The sequence below is a fragment of the Parvibaculum sp. genome (genome assembly GCF_019635935.1).
GTDB lineage: Bacteria > Pseudomonadota > Alphaproteobacteria > Parvibaculales > Parvibaculaceae > Parvibaculum.
In genome coordinates, this window is sequence record NZ_JAHBYN010000001.1 from 1,032,838 (window position 1) to 1,059,417 (window position 26,580).

The window sequence follows — 26,580 nt, forward strand, 5'->3', positions numbered from 1 at the left end:
CATGGGTTTCCAATGCGGCATTGTCGGACTGCCGAATGTCGGCAAATCGACGCTTTTCAACGCGCTGACGCAGACCGCCGCCGCGCAGGCCGCGAACTATCCCTTCTGCACCATCGAACCGAATGTCGGCGAAGTGGCGGTGCCCGATGCGCGGCTCGACGAACTGGCGCGCATTGCGAAGAGCAAGGAAATCATCCCGACACGGCTGACCTTCGTCGATATCGCAGGCCTCGTGAAAGGCGCGTCGAAAGGCGAAGGCCTCGGCAACCAGTTTCTCGCAACAATCCGCGAGGTGGACGCGGTCGCCTATGTGCTGCGCTGCTTTGTCGACGACGACATCACCCATGTCGAGAACCGCATCGACCCGCTGGCCGACGCCGAAATCGTCGAGACGGAATTGATGCTCGCCGATCTCGACAGCCTCGAAAAGCGCGCGGCGGCTGCCGAAAAAAAGGCGAAGGCCGGCGACAAGGAAGCCAAACAGCTTTTCGATCTGATGCATGTGGCGCTTGAACTTCTGCGCGAGGGCAAGCCGGCGCGGATCGCGACGGCGCAGGGGAAAATCTCCGCCGAGGACATGAAGGCCTGGGAGGGGCTCAACCTGCTGACCTCGAAGCCGGTGCTCTATGTCTGCAACGTGGAAGAGGCTTCGGCCGCGACCGGCAACGAACACTCGAAGGCGGTCGAAACGCGCGCCAAGGCCGAAGGCGCGCAATCGGTCGTCATCTCGGCGCGTATCGAGGAAGAGATCGCGCAACTGCCGGCCGAGGACCGCAAGGAATATCTCGAAACGCTGGGCCTCGCCGAGCCGGGCCTCGCGCGTCTGATCCGCTCCGGCTATGCACTTCTCGATCTCATCACCTATTTTACGGTGGGACCGAAAGAAACGCGCGCCTGGACGATCACGCGCGGCACACGCGCGCCCGCCGCCGCCGGCGTCATCCACACCGACTTCGAAAAGGGCTTCATCCGTGCAGAGACGATTGCCTATGAGGACTATGTGAAGCTTGGCGGCGAACAGGGCGCGAAGGATGCCGGCAAGATGCGTCTGGAAGGCAAGGAATATGTGGTGCAGGACGGCGATGTGATGCATTTCCGGTTTGCCAATTGAGGAGCGGAAACGCCATCCGATCACACCTCCGGCGGCCGGGGATAACCCGGTTTGTGACAGTCGAAAACGGCAGAAAAAACCCTCACTGTCACTGAACTGTCAAAACACTGTCACAAACGGGATTTCGGGCGCCGCGAAAAAAGTAATCCCCGGTTTCGGACGGCGGCGAAAACGCCACGGCGGCGATTCGGAGACGGGGAAAATAATTTATCCCCGGTTTTGCGAGAGGCGCACAGAACGATGACCCAACCGAAATACTACTGGGAGGACTTCCGCCTCGGCGAGACGGTGGAGTTCGGCCGGAAGCTGGTGACGAAGGAGGAGATCGTCGAATTCGCGTCCGAGTTCGACGCGCAACCCTTCCATCTCGACGAGGAAGCGGCGAAGGCCTCGATCCTGGGCGGGCTCTGCGCGAGCGGATGGCACACTTGCGCAATGCTGATGCGGATGATGTGCGACGGCTACATCCTCGAAAGCGCCTCGATGGGCGCGCCGGGCGTCGACGAAGTGCGCTGGAAGAAGCCGGTCTATGTGGGCGATGTGCTCCGTGTACGGCGCACCTGCACCGAACGACGCGCCTCGAAAAGCCGCCCGGAAATGGGCCTGACGAAATTCCTGATCGAAATGCTGAACCAGAAGGACGAGGTGGTGCTGACCTCGCTCGGCTGGGCGATGTACGGACGCCGCCATCCCGGCGCCCCGGCGGAGGAATAGGCATGCCCTGGTTCGAAGACATCGAGATCGGCGCGCATACGGAACTCGGACCCTACACCTTCACCGAGGAAGAAATCATCCGCTTCGCGGCCAAATACGATCCGCAATATTTCCATATCGACGCGGAAGCGGCGAAAGCCGGCCCCTTTGGCGGGCTGACGGCGAGCGGCTGGCACACGACCGCCACCTGGATGAAAATGATGATCCGTTCACGGACGGGCCGCGACGATCCGCCCGACGAGACGGGGCGCAAGCCCGCTGGCGGCCCCTCGCCCGGTTTTCTCGACATGAAATGGCCGGCCCCGGTGCGCCCGGGCGACACGATCACATATTCGTCAACGGTGATCGAGAAAATCGAAATGAAATCGCGGCCACAATGGGGCATCATCCGGAGCCGAAACATCGGCATCAACCAGCATGGGCAAACGGTGCTCGAATTTACCGGACAGGGCATGATCGAGCGCCGCAATCCGGGCTGACAAGAAACGCAAAAGGGAGGAAGCGATGGCACGCAAGGGAAACATGATCACGCTGACAAGCGGCGACGGCGCGGAAATTCTCTGCTACCACGCAAAGGCCGAAGGCGCGCGCAAAGGCGGGCTCGTCCTCATCATGGAAATCTTCGGCGTCACCGCGCATATCAAGGATCTCTGCGACGACTATGCGGCGCGCGGCTATGACGTGCTGTCGCCGCAGCTCTATGACCGGCAGGTGAAGGATTTCCAGGCGACCTATGCCCAGGAAGACATCCAGAAGTCGCTGGAGCTGCGCGCCGCCAATCCTTACGAGAACACCGTGCTCGACGCGCAGATGTGCATCGACAAATTGCGCGCCGACGGCAACGCGAAGGTCTTCATCACCGGCTATTGCTATGGCGGCACGGTGAGCTGGGTCGCGGCTTGCCGCGCCGAGGGGCTCGACGCCGCCTCGTGCTACTACGGCGGCGCGATCAAGGACTATATCGGCGAGACGCCGAAATGCCCGACGATTTGCCATTTCGGCGAGAAGGACAAGGGCATCCCGATGGAAGACGTGCGCCGCATCGAGGCCGCGCATCCGGAAGTGAAGGTCTATGTCTACGACGCCGACCACGGCTTCAATTCCGACCGCCGCAACAACTACGACAAGGCGTCGGCCGAACTGGCGCTGAAGCGGACGCTGGCGCTGTTTGACGGGGCGTGAGGGGGCGTTCCACCCGCTGTTGTCACCCCGGCGCAAGCCGGGGCCCACTCGCGGCGCCTCTTGCCGCAGGGCTCAATATTGTGCGTCGGCGCCGGCGCAGCGCTCAATCGCCCTTGCTGAGGGAACCAATGGGCCCCGGCCTTCGCCGGGATGACATCCTTGGGTTTGGCAGGCACATGAGAAATTCGTCATTGCGAGCGTAGCGAAGCAACCCAGAAGCGACAGACTCTGCATTTGCCGCTTCTGGGTTGCTTCGTCGCTAGCGCTCCTCGCAATGACGATCGGGAGCGGAAAGGAATTCGCCCCGCCCCACCCTACCCGCGCCGCTCCGGATAAAGCCCCAGCAAGCCCTCGCGGCTCGCCGCGCAGAGGCCGCGTTCGGTGACGAGGCCGGTGATGAGCCGTGCCGGCGTCACGTCGAAGCCATAGTTCAATGCGGCGCTGCCGGGGGCTGAAATTTCGACGGTGACGATTTCGCCGTTTTCCGCGCGGCCGGTCACATGCGTGATCTCGCGCGCGTCGCGTTCCTCGATCGGGATTTGCGCGATGCCGTCGGTCAGCGACCAGTCGATGGTGGTATGCGGCAGCGCGACATAGAAGGGGATGCCGCTGGCATCCGCCGCGAGCGCCTTCAAATAGGTGCCGATCTTGTTGGCGACGTCGCCGGTTGCGGTCGTGCGGTCGGTGCCGGTGATGCACATATCGACATGGCCATGCTGCATCAGATGGCCGCCGGCATTGTCGGCGATGATCGTGTGCGGCACGCCGTGGCCGCCAAGCTCGAAGGCGGTGAGCGCCGCGCCCTGGTTCCGCGGCCGCGTTTCATCGACCCAGACATGAACCGGAATGCCGGCATCATGCGCCATGTAGATGGGCGCCAGCGCCGTGCCCCAATCGACGCAGCCGAGCCAGCCGGCATTGCAATGGGTGAGGATGTTGACCGGGCGGCCGGGCTTTGCCTCCGCGATGCCGCGAACGATCGATAACCCGTGAACGCCGATCATGCGGCAGGTTTCGACATCGGCGTCGCAAAGCGCCGCGGCGCGGGCAAAGGCCGCCTCGGCGCGGGCCTGCGTGCCAATGGGAAGCACGGCGGCGCGCATTTCGGCAATCGCCCAATGGAGATTGACGGCGGTCGGCCGCGTCGCGCCCAGAAGCGCACAAGCCGCGTCGAGCGCAGCGTCGGACGGGTCGGCCAGGAGCGCGAGGCAGATGCCATAAGCGGCGGTGGCGCCGATCAGCGGCGCGCCGCGCACATTCATGTCGCGGATCGCGCGCGCGCAATCTTCCGCCGTTTCGAGACGGAGGGTCGTAAATTCATGCGGCAGCTTCGTCTGGTCGATGATTTCGACCGCGCGGCCGTCATCGGCAAGCCAGATGGTGCGGTAGTGCGTGCCGTCGATCTTCATGGCGGCCCTCCGGTGTGTCGCGCGGGGTCAATGGCCTTCATAAGCGCAGAGCGACAGAACCTCGATGTCGAAGGCTTCGAGCCGCCCGCGCCCGCCAAGCTCCGGCAGTTCGATGACGAAACTCGCCGCCGCGACATTGCCGCCGGCGCGGCCGATCAGCTTGACGGCGGCTTCCGCCGTGCCGCCGGTGGCGATCAAATCGTCGATCAGCAACACGCGCTCGCCGTCCTTGATGGCGTCGATATGGATTTCGACCGTATCGGTGCCGTATTCAAGGTCGTAGTCCTGTCCGATCGAGGTGAAGGGCAATTTTCCCTTCTTGCGCACCGGCACGAAACCGAGGCCGAGCCGGTGGGCGACCGCGCCGCCGAGAATGAAACCGCGCGCCTCGATGCCGGCGACGATGTCGAACTTCGCTCCGTCATGCAGCGCCACCAGCGCATCGACCGCGCCGGAAAACCCGGCGGGATCGCCCAAGAGCGTCGTGATGTCGCGAAACTGGATGCCCGGCTTCGGATAATCCGGGATCGTGCGGATAAATTCCTTGATGTTCATGTGTCGGCCCTCACCCCTTGAGCACGCGGCCGGCGACCGCATCGAGTTTTTTGACGAGCGCCGGATCGCGTTTGTCGGGCGCGGTAATCAGCGCGGTGTCGAGCACGCGGTCGAGGCCCTGCGGCGAGGGCTGGCGCTCGGGCCCGAAGCTTTCGGCAACGGCGCGGATGACGGCGCGGGCGTGACCGGCGTTTTCCTCCAGCACGCGCACGACATCGGCAACCTCGACATGGGCATGATCCGGGTGCCAGCAATCGTAATCCGTCACCATCGCAACCGTCGCGTAGCAGATCTCGGCCTCGCGGGCGAGCTTCGCCTCCGGCATGTTGGTCATGCCGATCACCGAGCAGCCCCAGGAGCGGTAGAGATTGCTTTCGGCGAGCGTCGAGAATTGAGGGCCTTCCATGACCATGTAGGTGCCGCCGCGCGTGTGGGCGATGTCGTGGCGCTTGCAGGCGGCCTCAATGTGGTCGCCGAGGCGCGGGCAGACCGGCTGCGCCATCGAGACATGGGCGACGAAACCCTCGCCGAAGAAACTTTTCTCGCGCGCGAAGCTGCGGTCGATGAACTGGTCGACAATGACGAAATGGCCGGGCGGCAATTCCTCTTTCAGCGAACCGACCGCCGAGACCGAAATGATGTCGGTGACGCCGGCGCGCTTCAACACGTCGATATTGGCGCGGTAGTTGATGGTGGTCGGCGAATGCGGATGGCCGCGGCCGTGGCGCGGCAGGAAGACCATTTCGACGGTCTTGCCCTCGCCCACCGGCAGCTCGCCGAAATGCAGTTCGTCGGAGGCTTCGCCCCAGGGCGAGGCGATGCGTTGCCAGCGCTCGTTGCGCAGCCCCGGAAACTCATAGACGCCGCTGCCGCCGATGACGCCGAGCACGGTTTTGGCCACTGGTCTCTCCCGCTTTTCTTACCGTCATGGCCCGGACAAGCCGGGCCATGACGACCGGAGGTTATGCGTCCCCATATAACAAACCAGCGCGGCGGCGCCATGAAAAAGGGCCCCCGAGGGAGCCCTTTTCCGTCAATTTCGTGTGACGCCTTTTCAGTGCTGGTCGGACCAGACCTTGCGCATCGCGAACCAGAGGAAGCCGCTCAGCAGCACCAGATAGATCATCACCTGGAAGCCGAGGCGGTGGCGCTGTTCGAGTTTGGGCTCGGCGGTCCACATCAGGAAATGGGTCACGTCCTTCGCCATCTGCTCGACGGTGTTGGGGGTGCCGTCTTCGTATTCGACCTGACCGTCGGAGAGCGGCCGCGGCATCGCCAGCACATGGCCGGGGAAGTAGGTGTTGTAGGAGAGGCCCGGCAGCAGTTCGAAGCCTTCCGGCGCGTCCGTGTAGCCGACCAGCAGCGAGTAGAGATAGTTGACGCCGTCCGGCCGCGCCTTGGCGATGACCGAGAGGTCGGGCGCCGCGGCGCCCATCGCGGCGGCGGCGGCCTGATCGTTGGGATAGGGCGACGGGAAGCGGTCCTTGGGCTCGCCCGGACGCTCGAACATGTCGCCGCGATCATCCGGCCCGTCGACAACGACGATGTCGGCGGCCAGCGCCTTGACCTGACCCTCGGTGAATTCGGGCCCGCCCGGCTCCATCAGGTTGCGGAAACGAACAAGTTCGGCCGAGTGGCAGGCGGCGCAGACTTCCTTGTAGACCTTGTAGCCGCGCCGCAGCGCGTCGCGGTCGTAGACGCCGAAGACGCCCTGGAACGACCAGTCGAGCTGGATCGGCTTGACGGCGTCGGCGGCCCCGGCCGGTGCGGCGAGCAGCGGCAGGCCGATGGCGGCGGCAGCCGCCAGCGCCAGAAGGCCGGTCTTGCGGGAGATGTCGATCATCTTGCTTTTCACTTTCGTCTCCCTCAGCTCTTGGCCGGTTCCGACCCGAGCACCGAAGCGGCGATACTTTCGGGCAGCGGTTTCGGCTTCTCGATCAGCCCCAACAGCGGGAAGAGAACGAGGAAGTGCAGGAAGTAATAGATGGTGAGGATGCGCGAGAGATCGGTGACGTCGAAGCCGCCATCGCCGACCGCGATCAGGATCTTGTCGGGCGACTGGCCGCCGCAATAGCCGAGCCCGATGCAGGCGACGACGAAAATCCAGAAGAACTGCTTGAAGAGCGGCCGGAAACGCGCCGAACGGACCTTCGACGTGTCGAGCCAGGGCAGCACGAACAGGATCGCGATGGCACCGAACATCAGCACCACGCCGCCGAGCTTGTCCGGCACCGCGCGCAGGATCGCGTAAAACGGCAGGAGATACCATTCCGGCACGATATGGGCCGGCGTCACCAGCGGATCGGCGACGATGTAGTTGTCGGGCTCGCCCAGCGCGTTGGGATTGAAGAAGACGAAGTAGGAAAAGAGGATCATGAAGATCGCAAGACCGAAGGCGTCCTTCATCGTCGCATAGGGCGTGAAGGCGACGGTGTCCTTCTTCGGATCCTTGACCTCGATGCCCGCCGGATTGTTCTGCCCCGTCACATGCAGCGCCCAGACGTGAAGGATCACGACGCCGGCGATCAGGAAGGGGAAGAGGTAGTGCAGCGAGAAGAAGCGGTTGAGCGTCGGATCGCCGACCGCGAAATCGCCCCAGAGCCAGGTGCGAAGCGCCTCGCCGACCAGCGGAATGGCGCCGAAGAGGTTGGTGATGACGGTCGCGCCCCAGAAGCTCATCTGGCCCCAGGGAAGCACGTAACCGAAGAAAGCGGTCGCCATCATCAGCAGGTAGATCAGCACGCCGAGAATCCACAGGACTTCGCGCGGCGCCTTGTAGGAGCCGTAATAGAGACCGCGGAACATGTGGATGTAGACGGCGATGAAGAACATCGAGGCGCCGTTCGAATGCACATAACGGATCAGCCAGCCGTAATTCACGTCGCGCATGATGTGCTCGACGCTGGCAAAGGCGAGTTCCGTCGTCGGGACATAATGCATGGCGAGCACGATGCCGGTGACGATCTGCACCGCGAGGCAGAAGCTCAGCACGGCGCCGAAGGTCCACCAGTAGTTGAGGTTCTTCGGCACCGGGTAATCGACGAAGCTGTCATTGACCAGCCGCATGATGGGCAGGCGTTCGTCCATCCAGCGCGAGAAGCCGTTGCCGGGAGTGTAGGTGCTTTGATGGCTCATCTTTTTATGCCCCTCAGCCGATCAGAATTCTGGAGTCGGACACGAACTCGTAAGGCGGCACCTCGAGATTGGTTGGCGCCGGGCCTTTGCGGATGCGGCCGGAGGTGTCGTAGACCGAACCATGGCAGGGGCAGAAATAACCGTCGAACTCGCCGCGATAGGAGAGCGGCACGCAACCCAGATGCGTGCAGACGCCGATGACGACGAGCCACTTCTTTTCAAGCTCGCCCGACGGGCCGGGGCGCACACGCGCGCTGTCGGCTTCCGGGTCGGGCAGCGCGGCCGTATCGACGGCATCGGCCGCCGCGATTTCCGCATCCGTGCGATGACGGATGAAGACCGGCTTGCCACGCCACTTGAACGTGCTTTCCTGGCCTTCGGGAATGTTGGAAATGTCGACTTCGATCGAAGCCAGCGCCAGAACCGAGGCATCGGGGTTCATCTGGTCGATCAGCGGCCAGACCGCGAAGGCCGCGCCAACGGCGGCAAATGATCCGGTCGCTACATAGAGAAAATCGCGCCTGGTCGGCTCGACCGCGTGGGTTTGTGCCACGGTTCAGGTCTCCTCGTTGAAGTGCGGCAACGGGGTGGAAGACACCCGTTGCGCGGGACGAAAGACCGACGAATCCCCTGCTTTCGCCCCATGCATTGCGTGGTTTTGTGGCATCCAATCGGGACATTGTCCAGCCCCGCCGCGCCTGTGGCAGGATGACGCATCGCCGCATGTCGAAATGACGCAAAGAGTGCCCGCCGGCGCCATGCGGCAGCCGCTTCACCACGCCACGGAAAGGCCCCCGATGCGCCTTGCGCTCTTTGAACCCGACATCCCCCAAAACGCCGGAACGCTGATCCGGCTCGGGGCCTGCCTCGGCGTCGCCGTCGACATCATCGAGCCCTGCGGCTTCCACTGGTCGGACCGCGACCTCAAACGCGCCAGCCTCGATTATGGCGCACTGGCCGACGTGACCCGGCATGCCTCCTGGGCCCATTTCGCGGCGGCGCGGCCCGCGGATTCGCGCCTTGTTCTGCTGACGACCAAAAGCCATAATAATTTTGTGGACTTTAGCTTCGCCGCCTCGGACATCCTGTTGCTGGGGCGGGAAAGCGCCGGTGTGCCGGACGATGTGCATGAGGCGGCGGATGCGCGCCTGACGATCCCGATGCGGGCCGGCGCCCGCTCGCTCAACGTGGCGCTTGCCGCCGCAATGGTGCTGGGCGAGGCGCTGCGGCAGACAAACGGCTTCACGGCGGCTAATAGAGAGGTGACCGAATGACAATGCTCCAGCGAAACGTGCCCGCCATGTCCGCGACCGACGACACCGAAAAGCAGAAGGCGCGCGCCGCGGCCTGGTTCCGCGAATTGCGCGACGCGATCTGCGCCGAATTCGAGAAGCTGGAAGACGAACTGACCGGTACGCTGTCGGACCGGCCCGCCGGGCGCTTCGTGCGCACGCCCTGGAAGCGCGGCGACGGCACACGAGATGAAGGAGGCGGCGAAATGTCGGTAATGACCGGCCGCGTCTTCGAAAAGGTCGGCGTCCACATTTCGACCGTGCATGGCGAATTTTCGGAAGACTTCCGCAAGCAGATGCAGGGCGCGGAGGAAGACCCGCGCTTCTGGGCGGGCGGCATCTCGCTGATTGCCCATATGCAGAACCCGCGCGTACCCGCCGTGCACATGAACACGCGCCATGTCGTGACGACAAAGGGCTGGTTCGGCGGCGGCGGCGACCTGACGCCGGTGCTCGATGTGCAGCGCCGCGACGACCACCCGGACACGATCGAATTTCACGCCGCCATGAAACGCGCCTGCGACAGGCACGACGCGGACTATTATCCGAAGTTCAAGAAGTGGTGCGACGAGTACTTTTTCCTGCCCCACCGCAACGAACCGCGCGGCACCGGCGGCATTTTCTACGATCACCTGAATTCAGGCGATTGGGAAAAGGATTTCGCCTTCACGCAGGATGTCGGCCGGGCCTTTCTCGACATCTATCCGCAGCTCGTCCGCCGCCACATGAACGAGACATGGAGCGAGGCCGAACGCGAGGAACAACTCGTGCGGCGCGGCCGCTATGTCGAATTCAACCTGCTCTACGACCGCGGCACGACTTTCGGGTTGAAGACCGGCGGAAATGTGAACGCGATCCTGTCGTCCATGCCGCCAACGGTGAAGTGGCCGTGAGGCGCTAGACCGCCTTCGAGTGCCGGGCCGCGCCCTGCCCCAGATATTTGTCGAAGACGGCGCAGACGGCGCGCACCAGCGGGCGGCCTTCTTCGGTCAGCATCACGCGGCGGCCGTCGCGCGTGACGATGCCGTCGGCTTCGAGCGGCGCGAGGCGGTCGAGCTCGCCGTCGAAACGGTCCGCCTCGACGTCATGCATCGACGCGATCTCGTCGAGGTCGACGCCCATGTCGCACATCAACCGTTCGATCACCGCGCGGCGAAGCCTGTCCTCGCGCGTCACCGCGATGCCGCGCGTCACCGGCAACCGGCCCTCGCGCACCGCTTCCTTGTAGCGGTCGATCGCCAGTTCGTTCGCGGCATAGCCTTGCGGCAAGGCGCCGATGGCCGACGCGCCGAGGCCGATCAGCACCGGCGCGGCATCCGTCGTATAGCCCTGGAAATTGCGGTGAAGCGCATGCGCCTCATGCGCCTTCGCCATTTCGTCATCCGGCAGCGCGAAGTGGTCGAGCCCGACGGCGACATAGCCATGCGCCGCAAGCCGCGCCGCCGCCGCCTCATATTGTTCCCAGCGTTCGGCGAGGCCGGGCAGCGCCGCTTCCGGAATGAGCCTTTGGTGCCGTTTCATCCAGGGCACATGCGCATAGCCGAACAGCGCGATGCGCGAGGGCCTGAGCGCCGCCGCCTTGTCGACCGTGTCGAGAAGGCTCGCCACCGTCTGATGGGGGAGCCCGTAGCAGAGATCCATGTTGATCGCCGAAATGCCCGCCGCGCGGAGCCAGCCGATGACGCGCGCCGTCACCTCATGCGGCTGGATGCGGTTGATCGCGCGCTGCACCCGTTCGTCGAAATCCTGAACGCCGATCGAGGCCCGCGTGACGCCGGCCCGCGCCATCGCCGCGACATAAGGTTCATCCGCCGTGCGCGGATCGAGCTCGACCGCGATCTCGGCATCGAGCGGGATGTTGTAGTATTCGCGCAGGACGGCCAGCGTGCGGCCGAAATCGCCGGGCGTCAGAAGCGTCGGGCTGCCGCCGCCGAAATGAATGTGGTCGATCTTCATGCGCGCCGGCAGGTGGCGCGACACGAGCCGCGCCTCGGCGAGCAGCGCGTCGAGATAATCGGCGACCGGCGCATATTTCTTCGTCGCCTTGGTGTGGCAGCCGCAGAACCAGCACATCTCGGCGCAATAGGCGATGTGGAGATAGAGCGACAGCGGCAGCGCCGGATCGAGACCGCCGAGCCAGCGCGCATAGACCGCACCGTCCACCGACGGCCCGAAATGCGGCGCCGTCGGATAGGAGGTGTAGCGCGGGACCCGAAGGTCGTATCGCTCGATGAAATCGCTGCGCATGGAAAAAGGCTAGGCGCCGCGCGGCGGCGCCCGCAATCGGCACAAATGCCGCAGCCGGGCGGCAGATGGTCGCGGGGGCCCTATTCCTCCTCGGCGATCACCGCCTTGAGCATCGGCTGCAGCGATCCCTTGGAGGCAAAGTCCCAGTCGCCGCCATAGCGAATGTCGTCGACCATCCAGCGCCCGTTGTCGGAGACGAGCACGACGCGGTCGGTCCATTGCACGGGCTCGTCCTCCGTGTCGTGCACCAGCATCACGTCGCAAACGACGGTGGCGGTGAGCGCCTCTTCATCGTCTTCGCATTTGCCGATCTCGTATCCCGTCGCGCCTTCGAACAGCGACGAGAAGATGTCGCCCTGCAGATAGGGCGGCTCGGAATTGTTGGTGCGCTCGGTGTGACGCCGCTCGGCCTCGGCGGCCTGCGCGAACAGGCTGTCGAGCGCCGGCGAGACGACGGGCCGGAGCCGCGTGCGGAGATCGCCTTCGGGCACACCGCCCGAACGCTCGCTCAGGCGAATGTCGTAGAACTTCGCCGCCACCTCGGCCGCACCGCGCTCGGCATCGCTGTCGCCGCATGCGGCGAGCGGTGTGGCAAGGCACAACGCCAGAACTGCGTTACGGATCATGGGTTCCCCTCCCCTGAAATCTGGCGACGTATTTCAGCCGCTAGCTGGCCATACGAAACCGCCGCCTCAAAGCGAAGATAAACAAAGCCAGCAAAACCGTGGACAGAATTCCGTCAATCACAAGCCAAATCTGGGTCAACAAGCAACTCGGTACCATTGCCACAGGCTGTCCCGGTGAGATCAGAGAGCCAAGCCATGAGATCGGTTGAAAGCCGACAATCACCGCTCGCAGCAGATCGCCTTTCCAATCAGTTCGATAAAGAAGGCTTTGCCAGCCAACGGCGTCTTTCGGCGAGCCGCCAATTTCAACTCCTGTCGCAAACAGTAGCGTGGCCGTCGCGATCCAAAGCAACCCCAACCAAATCAGAGGCCGCACCGGTGATGCACCATAGTCCGAAAATTCTTCATATAGAAAATTGAAAAACCAATTGAGCCCGCGCTCATCATCACGCTCAACCGCCAACTCCGCAGAATGAAAAATTGAAGCTGCAGGTCCATTTTGGAGCTGCGCCAGATGGTATCGCATATTTCGATAAGGCTGCGCTCCTTCAATTTGGAAACCGCGCCGTGTTCTGGGCAAAAAGACCTTGGAGAACACCACTGACCCCGTGAACGGATTATTTGCAACCGACCCCGGGCAATCGATGTCTCCAATTCCACCATCGCGATACGAGAAGTGCCGAATTGTCGACGGTGCAAGCGTCAAACGAGAAAGCCAGCTATTGGTGAAGAGTAAGTCGGTCTTTGCTCCGGCGTCCTTGCTCACCTCAACATGAAAGTCACGTATCGATGCGTTTTCAATCTCAACACTGGGCGAAAGATTTTGAACCCGAAGCTCAGAAAAGAATCCCTCTAGAAAATGTGCTGGGTGCGCCGTGGATAGATGTATGCTCTTTGCACTTTCAGTGGTAGCAGACCCATGGAACTTCCATGGCTTGCCGTCGCCACGGAGAAGATTGATGCGCATTTTGATTGGTCGAGGGTCTTTTAATGCATTGTCGATTAGCGCCTGCGCTTGCTCGCACGCATCAGGAGCAACAAACCCATCGCGCGTTTTTTCACTTAATCCGGCGTTGTCGAGTAAGTTATTTAGTTTAATGACATTGTAATTGGCTGGCCAGTCCGCAATGCGAAGACGTGCCAACATTACCGGCGGAGAATTGCCAAGATAGTTGGCTATTCTACGAAAAATCAACGTTCACCACCCTTAGTAAACCGTCGCCTGCACCACCGCCTTCAGCCGTTCGATGATCGAGAATTCGTCCTCGATAAAATCGGAATCGATCCACCATTCCTCGACTTCCGCGCGCACCCGGCCGATCTCCGGGCCTTCGGGGACGCCGGCGGCCTTGATCATGTCGCCGGTCAAGGCCAGCACAGGCCTTTCCCAGCTGTCGGCCATGGCGAGCAGCGCCCGCCATTGGAAGGCGTTGTGGCCGCGGCGGTCGCCGGCCCAGCCGAGCGAGACGCGATCCTTGAAAAGTTCGACGCCCATGCGGTAGAGCGCGCGGCGCATTTCGCGCATCGACATATAGCAGACGATCTTGGTCGGGTCGGTGAGCATGGCGGCAAGCCGGTCGCGTTCGCGGTTCGACAGCCGGAGCCGCGACGCCAGCGCCGACACACCCGCCGCATCGAGATCAAGCATCGAACCGAGACGCAGGATCGGATCGGCTTCAAGCCGGAACAATTGCGTCGTCTCGATCTCGACAAGCTTTTCGAAGCGGTCGAGCCGCGTTGCTTCCGGCAGCACGATCGTAAGAATGCCGGCCGCCGCCATCTGGCGGAAGGCGGCCGGGCCATCTTCGGCCGATGCGATCTTCAGCAATTCGTCGCGCACCCGCTCGCCGGAAAGCTGCTTGAGGCCGTCGCGTTCATCCGCACAGGCACGCAACGCCGCCGCGTCCGGCTCGCCCTTGCCGTAATGCGCATGGAAGCGGAAGAAGCGCAGGATGCGCAGGTAATCCTCGCGGATACGCTGATGCGCATCGCCGATGAACCGCACGCGCCGGGCCGCGATGTCGTCGGCGCCGCCCAGCGGATCGTGAACCGTGCCGTCGGCGTCGCAATAAAGCGCATTGATGGTGAAATCGCGGCGCCCGGCATCCGTCAGCCAGTCGCCGGTGAAGGCGACATCGGCGCGGCGGCCGTCCGTCTTGACGTCAGCGCGCAGCGTGGTGATTTCGAAATGACGGCTCGGCGTGACGGCGGTGACGGTGCCGTGGTCGAGGCCGGTCGGCACGGTCTTGATGCCCCGGGCGGCGAGCAGCGCCATAACACGCTCCGGCGTTTCGGAAGTCGCAATGTCGATGTCGGAAACCGGCTCGCCCATCAGCGCGTTGCGCACCGCGCCGCCGACGATGCGCGCCGTGCCGCCATCGGCGCCGAGCGCGTCGAGCACGGCCTTCGTGTCGGCGGCGTTCAGCCATTCGGCACGCGCAAGTTTCCCGTTCGGCACTTTTTCGGCACTCATCCTGTTTCACTCCGGCGATTTTTATTCTGGCCGTCACATATAGGACGGGTGGCGGCGCCTGTCTGCCCTCGAACCCCGGTGGCTAGTCGCCATAGAGCCGGTCATACATGTTTTTCAACATTCCGGCGGTCGCGCCCCAGATGTAATGGCCATTATAGGGCATCGCGTAATATTCGCGCCGCCGCCCGCGCCAGACGGCGCTGTGGCGCTGGTGATTGGCCGGGTCCATCAGGAATTCGAGCGGTACCTCGAAGGCTTCTGCCACCTCATGCGGCGAGATCGTCAGGCTGAAACCCGGCGTGACGAAAGCCACCACCGGCAGGATGCGGAAGCCCGTGCCGGTCTCATAGGCGTCGAGATAGCCGGCAACCGTCACATGGGCGCGGGCGAGCCCGACCTCCTCTTCCGCCTCGCGCAAGGCGGCTTCGGCCGGCGTCTCGCCGGGATCGATCTTGCCGCCCGGAAACGCCACCTGGCCCGAATGGGTACCGAGATGCTCGGCCCGGCGCGTCAGCAGCACATGCGGCCCATGGGCATGTTCGATGACCGGCACCAGCACCGCGGCGGCGCGCAGGCTCGGCCGCTCCTCGGGCTCGACCCAGACATGGGCGTCCGGCGGGTTGAGATCGTGGTCGCCCCGCAGCCGCGGCACACCCTCAGGTGCCAGAAGCGCGGTCAGGGGCGGCGGCTCCCGGTCGGTGCGGGAAAGGATGCGGGTGCGGTAATGCTCCATGCGCAGGCGGCCTAGAACGCCATCTCCTCGGCCGGCATGAAGGGCCAGAAGGTGCCGCCGGACCAGACGCCGAACCAGCGCCGGCCCTCATGTTCCTCCTCGACGCCGAGCTCGACCAGATCGTAGAAGACGGCGCGGTTGATCAGCGCCTCGAGCCGCGCTCGCACATGAACATAAGGCGCCGGCTCGCCGGTTTCGGCGTCGATCACGAAGCGCATCGGGTGGTCGGGCCCGGCCGCCGTCTCGTCGCCGACATTGGTGGTGAAAGTGAGCTGCTGGTCGCGTCCCTCGCCCTCGACCTTCATCGCAACCGCGAGAAACGGTGCGTCGTCGACCGTGATGCCGACCTTTTCGACCGGCGTGACGAGATAGTATTTCCCGTCCTCGTCGTGCCTGAGCACGGTGGAGAACAGCCGCACCAGCCGCGCGCGGCCGATCGGCGTCCCCATGTAGTACCAGGTGCCGTCGCGCGCGATGCGCATGTCGAGATCGCCGCAAAAAGGCGGATTCCACAAGTGGACCGGCGGCAGCCCGCGGGCCTTTTGGCCTTCGGCCTCGGCAACGGCCAGCCCCTTCAACCCGCCCGGCGCGCCGCCGGCTTCGGATTTTTCGGGCTTGCCCGCGGTCTTTCCGGTCACGCCGGCCATATTTCTTCGGTCCTCCCGGTAACGTGAAGGCGATTTGCTGCCGCAAACCGGCGATTCCGGCCATATTATCGTCACGATGGCCCGCGCCAATGGCGCCCCGGCCATCGAGGCAAAATGCGGCACATACGGTATATGTAGGTCAATGCAGACACTCAGTGAAGCGGGCGGCAATGCCGTCGAGGAAATCGAAGCGACCGGGGCCCGGATCGCGGCGGCGCGCGAGGCCATCGGCGAGGTCATTTACGGTCAGGAACAGGTGATCGACCAGACGCTGGTGACGGTGCTGGCGGGCGGCCATGCGCTGCTCGTTGGCGTGCCGGGCCTTGCGAAGACGCTGCTCGTCCACACGATGGGCCAGGTGCTGGGCCTCGACGACAAGCGCGTGCAGTTCACGCCCGACCTGATGCCGGCCGACATTCTGGGCTCGGAAGTGCTGGAAGAGAGCGACCAGGGCCACAGAAGCTTCCGCTTCATCAAGGGTCCGGTCTTCTGCCAGTTGCTGATGGCCGACGAAATCAACCGCGCCTCTCCGCGCACCCAGTCGGCGCTGTTGCAGGCGATGCAGGAAAAGCAGGTGACGGTGGCCGGCCTCCGCTACGAGCTGCCGGCGCCCTTCCATGTGCTGGCGACGCAGAACCCGCTGGAGCAGGAAGGCACCTATCCGCTGCCCGAAGCCCAGCTCGACCGCTTCCTGATGCAGATCGATGTCGACTACCCGAACCTCGAGGCCGAGCGCCGCATGTTGCTGGCAACCACCGGCGAAAGCATGCCGACGGCGCGCGCCGCAATGACGGTGGAGGATTTGATGGCCGCGCAGCGTCTGGTGCGCCGCGTGCCGGTCGGCGAAAAGGTCGTCAACGCGATCCTCGAACTGGTGCGCTCGGCGCGTCCCGAGGAGGGCGCATCGAACGAAGTCGAACGCCATGTCGCCTGGGGCCCCGGCCCGCGCGCCAGCCAGGCGCTGATGCTGGCGGTGCGCGCCCGCGCGCTGATCGACGGCCGCTTCTCGCCCTCGATCGAGGACGTGACGGCGCTGGCCGCGCCCGTGCTGCGCCACCGCATGGCGCTCAATTTCTCGGCCCGCGCCGAAGGCGTCACCGTGTCGGGCGTGATCGACAGGCTCTGCCGCAACTTCGGCTGAATGTGAGTGAGAGCGATGCGCCTTCCCGGATCACCGGCTGCCCCTTCGGGCGCAACCGGCCTGCGCGAGCAGGCCGAGGCGCTGGCCGAAGTCATGCCGCCGCTGGTGACGGAAGCCGAACACGTCGCATCGACGGTCGCGCAGGGCGTTCACGGCCGCCGCCGCATCGGCATGGGCGAAACCTTCTGGCAGTTCCGCCGTTTTCGTGAAGGCGACACGGCCTCGTCCGTCGACTGGCGGCATTCGGCGCGCTCGACGCATCTTTTCGTGCGCGAGACCGAGCGCGAGGCGGCCGAAAGCGTCTGGATATGGCGCGACGGTTCGGCCTCGATGGACTACGCCTCCGATTTCGCGCCCTGCACCAAGAAAGACCGCGCCACCGTGCTGGCGCTGGCGCTTTCCTCGCTGCTGGTGCAAGGAGGCGAGAGCATCGCGCTGCTTGGCGGCGGCTTCGCACCGATGAACGGCCGCGCCGCGCAACGCCGCATGGCGCATGCGCTGCTCGACGCGCCGGAGGACAGCGAGGCAATGAAGTTCGAAAGCCTGCCGCCGCCCGAACACCTGCCGCGTTACGCGCAAGTGGTACTGATCGGCGACTTCCTGTCACCCGCCGACGACATCGTCGCGCGCATCAAGGGATACGCGGCCGAAGGCATTCGCGGTCATATCATCCAGGTGCTCGACCCGGCGGAAGAAGACCTGCCCTTTTCGGGCCGCACCGAATTCGAGGGCGTCGAGGAGGACATGCGGCTGATGGCCGGACGCGCGCAGAACCTGCGCGAAGCCTATCGCCAACGCCTCGACATTCACCGCGACCGCATCATGGACGTGGCGCGGCGCATCAACTTCACCTTTGCAACGCATCGCACCGACCGTGTGCCGCAGACGGCGCTGCTGGCGCTCTATAGTGCGCTTTCCGGCGCCATCGAGGCGCGCAAGCCGCCACGGCCGGGCGTCTGATCATGTTGCAGCTCGGCCCCCTCGCCTTCGCCGCCCCGTGGATGCTGCTCGGCCTTGCCGCGCTGCCGGCGATCTGGTGGCTGCTGCGCATTTCGCCGCCGCTCCCCAAACGCATCCGCTTCCCGGCGATCCGCCTGCTGGCAGGGCTGGCGCGCGAGGAGGAAACGCCGGCGCATACGCCGCTCTGGCTGCTGATCCTGCGCCTGACCATCGCCGCGCTGATCGTGCTGGCGCTGGCCGAACCGCTGTGGAACCCGGCGCCGCGCATCGCAGGGTCGGGCCCGCTGATGATCGTCGTCGATAATGGCTGGACCGCCGCCGCGCGCTGGGGCGACCGACGCGCCGCGATGGACGGCCTGATCGCCGATGCCGGACGCGGCGACCGCCCGGTCCTCGTCGTCGGCACCGCGCCCGCGCCCGGCGCACCCGAACTCAATTTCGAAGCCGCCGACGATGCGGCCGCGCGCGCCCGCGCCATGCAGCCGCAACCGATCGCCCCCGACAGGCCGGCGCTTGCGGCGCATCTTGAAAACGCGGCCACGCTTTCCGGCGGCGACATCCAGACCGTGTGGATTTCCGATGGCATCGAACACGGCGCGGCTGCGGCTTTTTCCCGCCGGCTCGCCGCGATTGCCGGCAATGGCGGGCTGACGCTGATCGAACCGGCATCGGATGCGCGGCCGCTGGCATTGCTGCCGCCGAAATCCGAAGGCGACACTTTCGCCGCGACGGTTGTTCGCACCGAAGGCGGCGAGGCGGCGGGCAGCGTCCGCGCCTTGAGCGAGGATGGCGGCACACTGGGCGAAGCGGCGTGGACCTTCGCGGCCGGCGACACGCAGGCCGTCGCCACCTTCGACCTGCCGCTCGAACTCAGGAACCGCATCGCGCGGCTTGAAATTTCCGGCGAGGCGTCGGCCGGCGCCGTGGTGCTGACCGACGAACGCTGGCGGCGGCGCAGCGTCGGCATCGTCTCCGGCGCATCGCTGGAAGAGGCGCAACCGCTGCTTTCCGACATCTATTATCTGCGCCGCGCCATCGCCCCCTTCGCCGAATTGCGTGACGCCAATACCGGCGACGAAGGCCGCATCGCGGCGCTGCTCGACGCGCCCTTGTCGGTGCTGGTGCTGGCCGATCTCGGCACGCTGTCGGGCGCCGACCATGAACGCGTCCGCCAATGGGTCGAGGCGGGCGGCATGCTGATCCGCTTTGCCGGTCCCCGCATGGCCGAGCAGAGCGACGACCTGGTGCCGGTGCCGCTCCGAAGCGGCGGACGGGCGCTTGGCGGCGCCTTGTCGTGGAGCGAACCGCAACGCCTCGCGCCTTTCGAGCCCGGCAGCCCCTTCGAAGGCCTCGACTTGCCGGCCGATGTGACCGTGACACGGCAGGTGCTGGCCGAGCCCGCGCCCGATCTCGCGGGCCGCACATGGGCGCGGTTGCAGGACGGCACGCCGCTGGTGACGGCCGCCAAACGCGGTAACGGTACCATCGTTCTCTTTCATGTGACCGCCAACAGCGACTGGTCGAACCTCGCGCTGTCCGGCCTCTTCGTCGAAATGCTTCGCCGCACCGTCGCGCTCTCGCAGGGCGTCGCGGCAAACGGCGATGCGGGACCGGCGGGCGCGCGCCGCGACAGCGAAATGCTGAGCCCGGTCGCGACGCTGGACGGCTTCGGACGGCTCAGCGCGCCGCCGGCAACCGCAACGGCGATTCCCGCGGCCGGCTTCGACGAAACCGTTCGCGGACCGCGCCACCCGCCCGGCCTTTACGGACCGGCAAATGCACCGCGCGCACTGAACCTTGCAACGCCCGCGCTGACCTTGACGCCGCTTGCCGACACGCCGGGCATCGCCGAACGCCGGGGCTTTTCCGGTAGCGCCGAAACGCGCCTCGCCGCGCTCGCCTTCGCACTGGCGCTGGCACTGGTGATCCTCGATACGGTGGCGGCGCTCTGGATGACGGGTCTTTTCGAAGCCGAGAAAATCCGCCGCCGCCGCTTCGCCGCGCGCGGCCTGCCGGTGCTGGCCGCCATGGTGCTGCTCCTGCCCGCAACCGGCGCCGACGCGCAGAACGCGATCGACGAATTCGCACTCACCGCCTCGCTCGAAACGCGGCTCGCCTACGTCATCACCGGCGACCGCGAAGCCGACGAGGTCAGCGCCGCCGGATTGTCGGGGCTCAGCCGCGTGTTGCGTACGCGCACCGCCTTCGAGCCGGCAGATCCGATGGGCGTCGACATCCTGCGCGACGAACTCGCCTTCTTCCCGATCCTCTATTGGCCGATGACGACCGGACAGGAAAGCCTGCCGCCCGAAGCGCTGGCGAAAATCGACGCCTATATGAAGAACGGCGGCACGATCCTGTTCGACACGCGCGATCAGGACCGCGCCATCGGCGGCATGGTGACGCCCGGGACGATGACGCTGCGCCGTCTGCTCGGCCAGCTCGACCTGCCCGCCATCGAGCCGGTGCCCGAGGATCATGTGCTGACGAAATCCTTCTATCTGATGCACAGTTTTCCCGGCCGCTGGGACGGCGGACAGATCTGGGTCGAAGCTGGCGGAAGCGACGCCGCCAATGCCAATGACGGCGTCTCGACCATCGTCGTCGGCTCCAACGACTACGCGGCCGCCTGGGCGCGCAACGAGGCGGGACGCCCGATCTATCCGGTCAGCCCCGGCGGCGAGCGGCAGCGCGAAATGGCCGACCGCTTCGGCGTCAACCTCGTGATGTATGCGCTGACCGGCAACTACAAATCCGATCAGGTGCATGTGCCGGCCCTTCTCGAACGTCTCGGACAGTAGGAGACACGAGGATGGCATGGAACATCGTCTTCGAACCGGTCGTACCGCTGCTGGCCATTGTGCTGCTGGCGCTGCCGGGTGTCGCGGCGCTCCTCTATGCGGCATGGCGCGGCGCGCGCGGTGCGCCGTTTCGTACCGCCGCGCTCGCCATCCTCGTGCTGGCGGTGCTGAACCCGACCATCCGGCAGGAAGACCGCGAAGCGGTGCCCGACATCGCCGCCATCGTGGTCGACCGCAGCCAGAGCCAGGACATCGGCAACCGTCCGGGCGAAACGGACGCCGCGCTTGCGATGCTTCAGGAACGCCTCGCGCGCACCGACGGCATCGAAACGCGCATCGTGCCCGTTGCGAGCAATCCGGGCGACGAGGAAGGCACGGCGCTTTTCGGGGCGCTCGAACGGGCGCTCGCCGACGTGCCGCGCGAACGCATCGCCGGCGCCATCTTCATCACCGACGGCCAGGTGCATGACGTACCGGAAAATGCCGCCGCGCTCGGCTTCGATGCGCCGGTTCATGCCCTGATCATCGGCCGCAAGGGCGAACGCGACCGCCGGCTGCATGTCGTGGAGGCGCCGCGCTTCGGCATTGTCGACGAACCGATGATGCTCTCCTTCCGCGTCGACGAGACGGCGGCCGGCGACGGCGTGACCGGCGAAACCGCGACCGTCTCGATTTCGGTCGACGGCAATCCCGAAATGACCGTCGAGGCCGTCATCGGCGAACGCACCGACGTTTCGCTGGCGCTGAAGCATGGCGGCCCCAATGTCATCGAAATCGACGTCGCCGAAGGGCCGGACGAACTGACGATGCTCAACAACCGCGCCGTCGTCGTCGCCAATGGCATTCGCGACCGCCTGCGCGTGCTGCTGGTGTCGGGCGAACCGCATCCGGGCGAGCGCACATGGCGCAACCTGTTGAAGGCCGATCCGTCGGTCGACCTCGTTCACTTCACGATTCTCCGTCCGCCCGAAAAGCAGGACGGCACGCCCATCGGCGAGTTGTCGCTGATCGCCTTCCCGACGCGCGAGCTCTTCGACGAAAAGCTCGATCAGTTCGACCTGATTATTTTCGACCGCTACAAGCGGCGCGGCGTGCTGCCGCTCGCCTATTTTCTGAACATCGTCGACTATGTCGAGAATGGCGGCGCCTTCCTTGCGGCGTCCGGTCCCGCATTTGCGTCGCCCTTTTCGATCTACCGCACACCGCTGGCCGCGATCCTGCCGGCGCAGCCTTCCGGCGAAACGACCATCGGCGGCTTCCGCCCGCAGATCACCGGGATCGGCGCGCGCCATCCGGTGACGGCGGGCCTGCCCGGCGGCGAAAGCGACCCGCCGGCCTGGGGGCGCTGGTTCCGCACCATCGATGTCGAGGTCGGTCAGGGCCGCATCGTGATGGAAACGCCGGACGCACGCCCGCTGATGGTGCTCGACCATGCGGGCAAGGGCCGCATCGCGCAATTGCTCTCCGATCACATCTGGCTCTGGTCGCGCGGCTATGAAGGCGGCGGTCCGCAGGCGGAGCTTCTGCGCCGCCTCGCCCATTGGCTGATGAAGGAACCCGATCTGGAGGAAGAAAAACTTTCCGCCGCCGTGCAGGGCGAAACGCTAACGATCGAGCGCCGCACGATGGACAACACGGCAATGCCCGCGCGCGTCGCATCGCCTTCCGGTGCGGTCAGCGAGGTTGCGCTGGAGGAAACCGCGCCCGGCCGCTTCGCCGCGTCGGTGCCGGCGCGCGAACTTGGCCTCTACCGCATTTCGCAGGGCGACCTCAACGTGGTCGCCGCCGCCGGGCCGCTCAACCCGCGCGAATTTGCCGATGTCCGCGCCACCGACAAGCACATGCAGCCGATCGTGCAGGCGACCGGCGGCGGCATCTGGTGGGCCGGCGCCGACGCCGCCGGCACGCCCGGCATCCGCACGGTGCGCCCCGGCCACGACGCGGCGGGCGACACCTGGCTTGGCCTCAGGCGCAACGAGAAATATCTGGTCCATGCGGTGCATCAGTCGCCGCTGCTGGTCGGCCCGCTGGCGCTCATCCTGATCCTCGGCACGCTGGCGCTGGCCTGGTGGCGCGAAGGGCGCTGACGTCCGATCCCCGCGTTTTGGCGCTTGCGGGCCGCGGCTTTAGCGCCTAGTTTCCCGATGTTATATTATCACATCCGTTGATCCCTGCGGGAGACGCCGGTGGCCGACCATCGCCATGAGCATGCCCACGCGCCGGAAAGCCGGCGGCGCGTCAGCGCCTTCGGCACGGGCCTTGCGGCGCGCCTCGCGGCCGCGGCGGGCGCGCTCGCCATCCTGTGGCTGGCGGTCCTTTGGGCGCTGGCGCGATGAGCCCCTTCGCAACTCCCCCCGCCATCGAAATCGAAGACCTGACGGTCGCCTATGACCGCGAGCCGGCGGTGCATCACCTGAACGGCAGTTTCGCGCCCGGCAGCCTGACCGCGATCGTGGGACCCAACGGCGCCGGCAAATCGACACTGCTGAAAACCATCGCCGGCCTGATCGCGCCCGACGAAGGCGCGGTGCACATGAACGGGCTGACGCGGCGCGGCGTCGCCTATCTGCCGCAGCTCGCCGAGATCGACCGCAGCTTTCCGATCGACGTCATCGACGCGGTGTCGCTGGGGCTCTGGACCGAAATCGGCCTCTTCGCCGCGATCACCGGCGGCCTGACCGCGCGCGCCGAGGCGGCGCTGGCCGCTGTCGGCCTCAAGGGCTTCGAAAACCGGCAAGTCGGCAGCCTGTCGGCCGGACAGTTCCAGCGCGTGCTTTTCGCGCGGCTGATGCTGCAGGATGCGGGCGTCATCCTGCTCGACGAACCTTTCGCCGCCATCGACGAACGCACCGCCGCCGACCTGATGGACCTCGTGCATCGCTGGCACGGCGAAGGCCGCACCGTGATCGCCGTGCTGCACGACATCGAGCGCGTGCGCGCGAGCTTCCCGAATACGTTGCTGCTGGCGCGCGAGCCGGTCGCCTGGGGCGCGGCGGCCGATGTGCTGACGCCGGAAAACCTGCATCGCGCGCGCTACATTTCCGACGGCTGGAGCGACGCGGCATGATGCTCTATGCGGCGCTGATCGAACCTTTCGTCGAATATGGCTTCATGCGCCGCGCGCTTGTCGCCTGCTTCGCGCTGGCGCTGGGCGCGGGGCCCGTCGGCACCTTTCTGGTGCTGCGCCGCATGAGCCTGATGGGCGACGCGATGGGTCATGCGATCCTGCCCGGCGCCGCCATCGCCTTTCTCGTCGCCGGTCTCTCGCTCTGGGCGATGAGCCTTGGCGGTTTCGTCGCCGGCCTGACGGTGGCGCTGCTTGCCGGCATCGTGTCGCGCGTCACGGCGCTCCGGGAAGACGCAAGCCTTGCGGGCTTCTACCTGATCAGCCTCGCGCTCGGCGTGTTGATCGTCTCGATGCGCGGCTCAAGCGTCGATCTGCTGCATGTGCTGTTCGGCACCATCCTCTCGGTCGATGACGGCGCGCTGCTGCTGGTCGCCGCGATCGCCAGCGTGACGCTGGTGACGCTGGCCTTGATCTACAGGCCGCTGGTGATCGAATGTTTCGACCCGGCCTTCCTGCGCGCCACAACGGGCGGCGGCACGCTCTGGCATTTCATTTTCCTGACGCTGGTGGTGCTGAACCTCGTCGCCGGTTTTCAGGCACTCGGCACGCTGATGGCGCTGGGGCTGATGATGCTGCCGGCCGCCGCCGCGCGCTTCTGGGCCGGCGCCGTCTGGTCGCTGGCCGCGCTTTCGGTCGCGATGGCCTTCACCTCCGGCCTGATCGGTCTGCTGATTTCCTACAATTTCAGCCTGCCGTCGGGGCCCTCGATCATCCTGACCGCCGGCGCCTTCTATGTCGGCTCCATCTTGTTCGGCACACGCGACAGCCTGCGCACGCGCTATTTCCCGCGCGCGCATTTCCACGAAGACTAAAAGGGAGGCGGACGATGAAAAGGTTTCTGGCGGGCCTCGCTCTCGCCCTGACCATCGGCGCGGCGCCCGCATCGGCCGAGCCGCTGAAGGTCGTGGCGAGCTTCAGCATTCTCGGCGACATGGTGGAACGCATCGCCGGCGACCGCATCGAACTGACGGTGCTGGTCGGACCGGGCGGCGACGCCCACAGTTTCGAACCCGGCCCCGCCCATGCAGCGGCGCTTGCCGATGCGAAGCTTCTGGTCGTCAACGGCCTCGGCTTCGAGCCCTGGATGGTGCGCCTCGCCGCCGCCGCGAAGAGCAAGGCGACCTATGCGGTTGCGAGCTTCGGCATCAACCCGCGCGAGATGGATGAAGACCACGCGCATGACCACGGACACGCGCACGATCACGGCCACAAGCACAGCCACGACAAGCAAGGCTATCCGTCCGTACCGCACGACTTCGACCCGCATGCCTGGCAGAATGCGGCAAACGGCGTGGTCTATGTGCGCAACATCGCCGATGCGCTGGCCAAGGTCGACCCGGCCAACGCCGATGCTTATGAAGAAAATGCGGCGGCCTATATCGCCGAACTGAAGGAACTCGACGCCTGGGTGCGCGCCGAGATCGGCAAGGTGCCGCCGGAAAGACGCAAGGTCATCACCACGCATGACGCTTTCGGCTATTTCGGCGATGCCTATGGCATCGAGTTTCACGCACCGCTCGGCATTTCCGGCGGCGCACAACCGAGCGCGCAGGCGCTGGCGCGGCTGATCGACCAGATCCGCGCCGAAAACATCAAGGCGCTCTTCATCGAAACCATGTCGGACGCGCGCATGATGGAAACCGTCTCGCGCGAGACCGGCGCCGAAATGGGCGGCGCGCTCTATTCCGATGCGCTCTCGCGCGCCGGTGGCGACGCGCCGACCTATATCGCGATGTTCCGTCACAACGTGCCGCTGCTGGTGGCGGCGATGCTGAAGGACTAGCGGGCGGCGGCCGCGGATCGCGGTTTCTCGATCGCACCCTTGACGCCGGTGAAGGCGCCGATGTCGAGCTCGCGATAGAGAAGCCGCGCCGGATCGACCGGGCCCGGCATGGTGAGCCGCCCCGGCGGCACCGGCCCGAAACCGACCCGCGCATAATAAGGCGCATCGCCGACAAGGATGACGAGCCGATGACCGAGGCGCTTGGCATCGGCGAGCCCCTTCTCCATCAGCTTGATGCCGCAGCCCTTGCCGCGCAGTTGCGGTTCGACGGCGAGCGGCCCGAGCATCAGCCCCGGCTTGCCGCCGATCAGGATCGGCCAGAAGCTCAAGGCGCCGACCATGCGGCGTTCGGCGCCCTCGCCCGCAAAGGCGACATAGCAAAGCTCCGGCGCCGGATGATTGCCCTCGCGCAAGCGTTGCGCGGCTTTCGCATAACGGCCGGGACCGAAGGAAAGGTCGAGCAGTGCTTCGATGGCAGGCCCGTGCTCGGGCCGCTCGGCTTCGATTTCAAACATCGGAGTTTCTTTCAAGGATTGGACGCGCAAACGGGAAGTGCCCGCCCGTTGCGTCGCCCGCCCTCGCGCTCAGGCGGGGAACGGACGGATCGCGCGGGCGCGCGGCAGGCCGGGAGCGCCACGGCTCCC

At 65.5% G+C, this 26,580-nt stretch carries 27 protein-coding genes; 14 read left to right on the top strand and 13 right to left on the bottom strand.

Annotated features, from left to right (window positions below; genetic code table 11):
• Window position 1: 1 nt before the first annotated feature.
• The 4 genes from ychF to KF719_RS05215 all read left to right on the top strand — a co-directional run bounded on the left by ychF (window position 2) and on the right by KF719_RS05215 (window position 3,007).
• Window positions 2-1,111 (top strand): redox-regulated ATPase YchF, encoded by a 1,110-nt coding sequence (gene ychF, locus KF719_RS05200; RefSeq protein ID WP_293507634.1) that lies wholly within the window; start codon window positions 2-4, stop codon window positions 1,109-1,111.
• Between the two features lie 240 nt (window positions 1,112-1,351).
• Window positions 1,352-1,825, top strand: a complete 474-nt coding sequence (locus KF719_RS05205; protein ID WP_293507635.1) for a MaoC family dehydratase — start codon at window positions 1,352-1,354, stop codon at window positions 1,823-1,825.
• 2 nt (window positions 1,826-1,827) lie between these two features.
• Window positions 1,828-2,304 carry a MaoC family dehydratase gene (locus KF719_RS05210; protein ID WP_293507636.1) on the top strand — a complete coding sequence of 159 codons (477 nt, stop codon included), beginning with the start codon at window positions 1,828-1,830 and terminating at the stop codon, window positions 2,302-2,304.
• Between the two features lie 25 nt (window positions 2,305-2,329).
• Window positions 2,330-3,007: a dienelactone hydrolase family protein gene (locus tag KF719_RS05215; protein WP_293507638.1), complete on the top strand. Its 678-nt coding sequence runs from the start codon at window positions 2,330-2,332 to the stop codon at window positions 3,005-3,007.
• A gap of 314 nt (window positions 3,008-3,321) precedes the next feature.
• Here the strand turns inward: KF719_RS05215 and mtnA are convergent, their stop codons facing one another.
• The 6 genes from mtnA to petA all read right to left on the bottom strand — a co-directional run bounded on the left by mtnA (window position 3,322) and on the right by petA (window position 8,659).
• On the bottom strand, window positions 3,322-4,416 hold the full coding sequence (mtnA, locus tag KF719_RS05220; RefSeq protein ID WP_293507640.1) for an S-methyl-5-thioribose-1-phosphate isomerase: 1,095 nt from the start codon (window positions 4,414-4,416) through the stop codon (window positions 3,322-3,324).
• A gap of 27 nt (window positions 4,417-4,443) precedes the next feature.
• Entirely contained in the window at window positions 4,444-5,013 is a 570-nt protein-coding gene (locus KF719_RS05225; RefSeq protein ID WP_293507642.1) for an adenine phosphoribosyltransferase, read from the bottom strand.
• Window positions 4,982-5,872, bottom strand: coding sequence for an S-methyl-5'-thioadenosine phosphorylase (locus KF719_RS05230; protein WP_293507644.1), 891 nt, complete (start codon window positions 5,870-5,872; stop codon window positions 4,982-4,984). Before KF719_RS05230 ends, KF719_RS05225 begins: the two co-directional genes overlap by 32 nt.
• Before the next feature lie 153 nt (window positions 5,873-6,025).
• On the bottom strand, window positions 6,026-6,826 hold the full coding sequence (locus KF719_RS05235; protein ID WP_293507645.1) for a cytochrome c1: 801 nt from the start codon (window positions 6,824-6,826) through the stop codon (window positions 6,026-6,028).
• Window positions 6,827-6,837: 11 nt separating this feature from the next.
• Window positions 6,838-8,106 carry a cytochrome b N-terminal domain-containing protein gene (locus tag KF719_RS05240; protein WP_293507647.1) on the bottom strand — a complete coding sequence of 423 codons (1,269 nt, stop codon included), beginning with the start codon at window positions 8,104-8,106 and terminating at the stop codon, window positions 6,838-6,840.
• A gap of 13 nt (window positions 8,107-8,119) precedes the next feature.
• Window positions 8,120-8,659, bottom strand: coding sequence for a ubiquinol-cytochrome c reductase iron-sulfur subunit (gene petA / locus KF719_RS05245; RefSeq protein ID WP_293507649.1), 540 nt, complete (start codon window positions 8,657-8,659; stop codon window positions 8,120-8,122).
• Window positions 8,660-8,903: 244 nt separating this feature from the next.
• On the opposite strand from petA, the gene KF719_RS05250 reads away from it, so the two are divergent.
• Together KF719_RS05250 and hemF are read left to right on the top strand one after the other, a co-directional pair.
• Window positions 8,904-9,380, top strand: a complete 477-nt coding sequence (locus KF719_RS05250; protein WP_293507651.1) for a tRNA (cytidine(34)-2'-O)-methyltransferase — start codon at window positions 8,904-8,906, stop codon at window positions 9,378-9,380.
• A gap of 2 nt (window positions 9,381-9,382) precedes the next feature.
• Window positions 9,383-10,291: an oxygen-dependent coproporphyrinogen oxidase gene (hemF, locus tag KF719_RS05255; RefSeq protein ID WP_293510583.1), complete on the top strand. Its 909-nt coding sequence runs from the start codon at window positions 9,383-9,385 to the stop codon at window positions 10,289-10,291.
• A gap of 4 nt (window positions 10,292-10,295) precedes the next feature.
• Here hemF and hemN read toward each other — a convergent pair whose 3' ends face one another.
• From hemN to KF719_RS05285, 6 genes are all read right to left on the bottom strand, one after another.
• On the bottom strand, window positions 10,296-11,645 hold the full coding sequence (gene hemN, locus KF719_RS05260) for an oxygen-independent coproporphyrinogen III oxidase (protein ID WP_293507653.1): 1,350 nt from the start codon (window positions 11,643-11,645) through the stop codon (window positions 10,296-10,298).
• Between the two features lie 80 nt (window positions 11,646-11,725).
• A complete protein-coding gene (locus KF719_RS05265) occupies window positions 11,726-12,271 on the bottom strand; it encodes a hypothetical protein (protein ID WP_293507655.1) in 546 nt (181 codons plus the stop codon).
• 40 nt (window positions 12,272-12,311) lie between these two features.
• Window positions 12,312-13,466 carry a hypothetical protein gene (locus KF719_RS05270; RefSeq protein WP_293507656.1) on the bottom strand — a complete coding sequence of 385 codons (1,155 nt, stop codon included), beginning with the start codon at window positions 13,464-13,466 and terminating at the stop codon, window positions 12,312-12,314.
• 12 nt (window positions 13,467-13,478) lie between these two features.
• Window positions 13,479-14,744: a CCA tRNA nucleotidyltransferase gene (locus KF719_RS05275; RefSeq protein WP_293507658.1), complete on the bottom strand. Its 1,266-nt coding sequence runs from the start codon at window positions 14,742-14,744 to the stop codon at window positions 13,479-13,481.
• A gap of 82 nt (window positions 14,745-14,826) precedes the next feature.
• A complete protein-coding gene (locus tag KF719_RS05280) occupies window positions 14,827-15,477 on the bottom strand; it encodes a CoA pyrophosphatase (RefSeq protein ID WP_293507660.1) in 651 nt (216 codons plus the stop codon).
• 11 nt (window positions 15,478-15,488) lie between these two features.
• Window positions 15,489-16,124 (bottom strand): DUF1285 domain-containing protein, encoded by a 636-nt coding sequence (locus KF719_RS05285; protein ID WP_293507661.1) that lies wholly within the window; start codon window positions 16,122-16,124, stop codon window positions 15,489-15,491.
• Window positions 16,125-16,266: 142 nt separating this feature from the next.
• Between KF719_RS05285 and KF719_RS05290 the strand changes: the two genes are divergently transcribed.
• The 8 genes from KF719_RS05290 to KF719_RS05325 all read left to right on the top strand — a co-directional run bounded on the left by KF719_RS05290 (window position 16,267) and on the right by KF719_RS05325 (window position 25,936).
• Window positions 16,267-17,265: a MoxR family ATPase gene (locus tag KF719_RS05290; protein WP_293507662.1), complete on the top strand. Its 999-nt coding sequence runs from the start codon at window positions 16,267-16,269 to the stop codon at window positions 17,263-17,265.
• Window positions 17,266-17,280: 15 nt separating this feature from the next.
• Entirely contained in the window at window positions 17,281-18,225 is a 945-nt protein-coding gene (locus KF719_RS05295) for a DUF58 domain-containing protein (RefSeq protein ID WP_293507663.1), read from the top strand.
• A 2-nt stretch (window positions 18,226-18,227) separates the two neighbouring features.
• Window positions 18,228-21,026 (top strand): DUF4159 domain-containing protein, encoded by a 2,799-nt coding sequence (locus KF719_RS05300; RefSeq protein ID WP_293507664.1) that lies wholly within the window; start codon window positions 18,228-18,230, stop codon window positions 21,024-21,026.
• An 11-nt stretch (window positions 21,027-21,037) separates the two neighbouring features.
• A complete protein-coding gene (locus tag KF719_RS05305) occupies window positions 21,038-23,113 on the top strand; it encodes a hypothetical protein (RefSeq protein ID WP_293507666.1) in 2,076 nt (691 codons plus the stop codon).
• A gap of 99 nt (window positions 23,114-23,212) precedes the next feature.
• Entirely contained in the window at window positions 23,213-23,362 is a 150-nt protein-coding gene (locus KF719_RS05310) for a hypothetical protein (protein WP_293507679.1), read from the top strand.
• Window positions 23,359-24,093: a metal ABC transporter ATP-binding protein gene (locus tag KF719_RS05315; protein ID WP_293507681.1), complete on the top strand. Its 735-nt coding sequence runs from the start codon at window positions 23,359-23,361 to the stop codon at window positions 24,091-24,093. The genes KF719_RS05310 and KF719_RS05315 overlap by 4 nt, the downstream gene beginning before the upstream one ends.
• The gene (locus KF719_RS05320) at window positions 24,090-24,965 is read left to right on the top strand and encodes a metal ABC transporter permease (protein WP_293507683.1); all 876 of its coding nucleotides are present in this window, start codon (window positions 24,090-24,092) and stop codon (window positions 24,963-24,965) included. Before KF719_RS05315 ends, KF719_RS05320 begins: the two co-directional genes overlap by 4 nt.
• A 14-nt stretch (window positions 24,966-24,979) precedes the next feature.
• Window positions 24,980-25,936, top strand: a complete 957-nt coding sequence (locus KF719_RS05325; RefSeq protein WP_293507684.1) for a zinc ABC transporter substrate-binding protein — start codon at window positions 24,980-24,982, stop codon at window positions 25,934-25,936.
• On the opposite strand, the gene KF719_RS05330 is transcribed toward KF719_RS05325, so the two are convergent.
• Window positions 25,933-26,451: an N-acetyltransferase gene (locus KF719_RS05330; protein ID WP_293507686.1), complete on the bottom strand. Its 519-nt coding sequence runs from the start codon at window positions 26,449-26,451 to the stop codon at window positions 25,933-25,935. The genes KF719_RS05325 and KF719_RS05330 overlap by 4 nt on opposite strands.
• Window positions 26,452-26,580 lie beyond the last annotated feature (129 nt).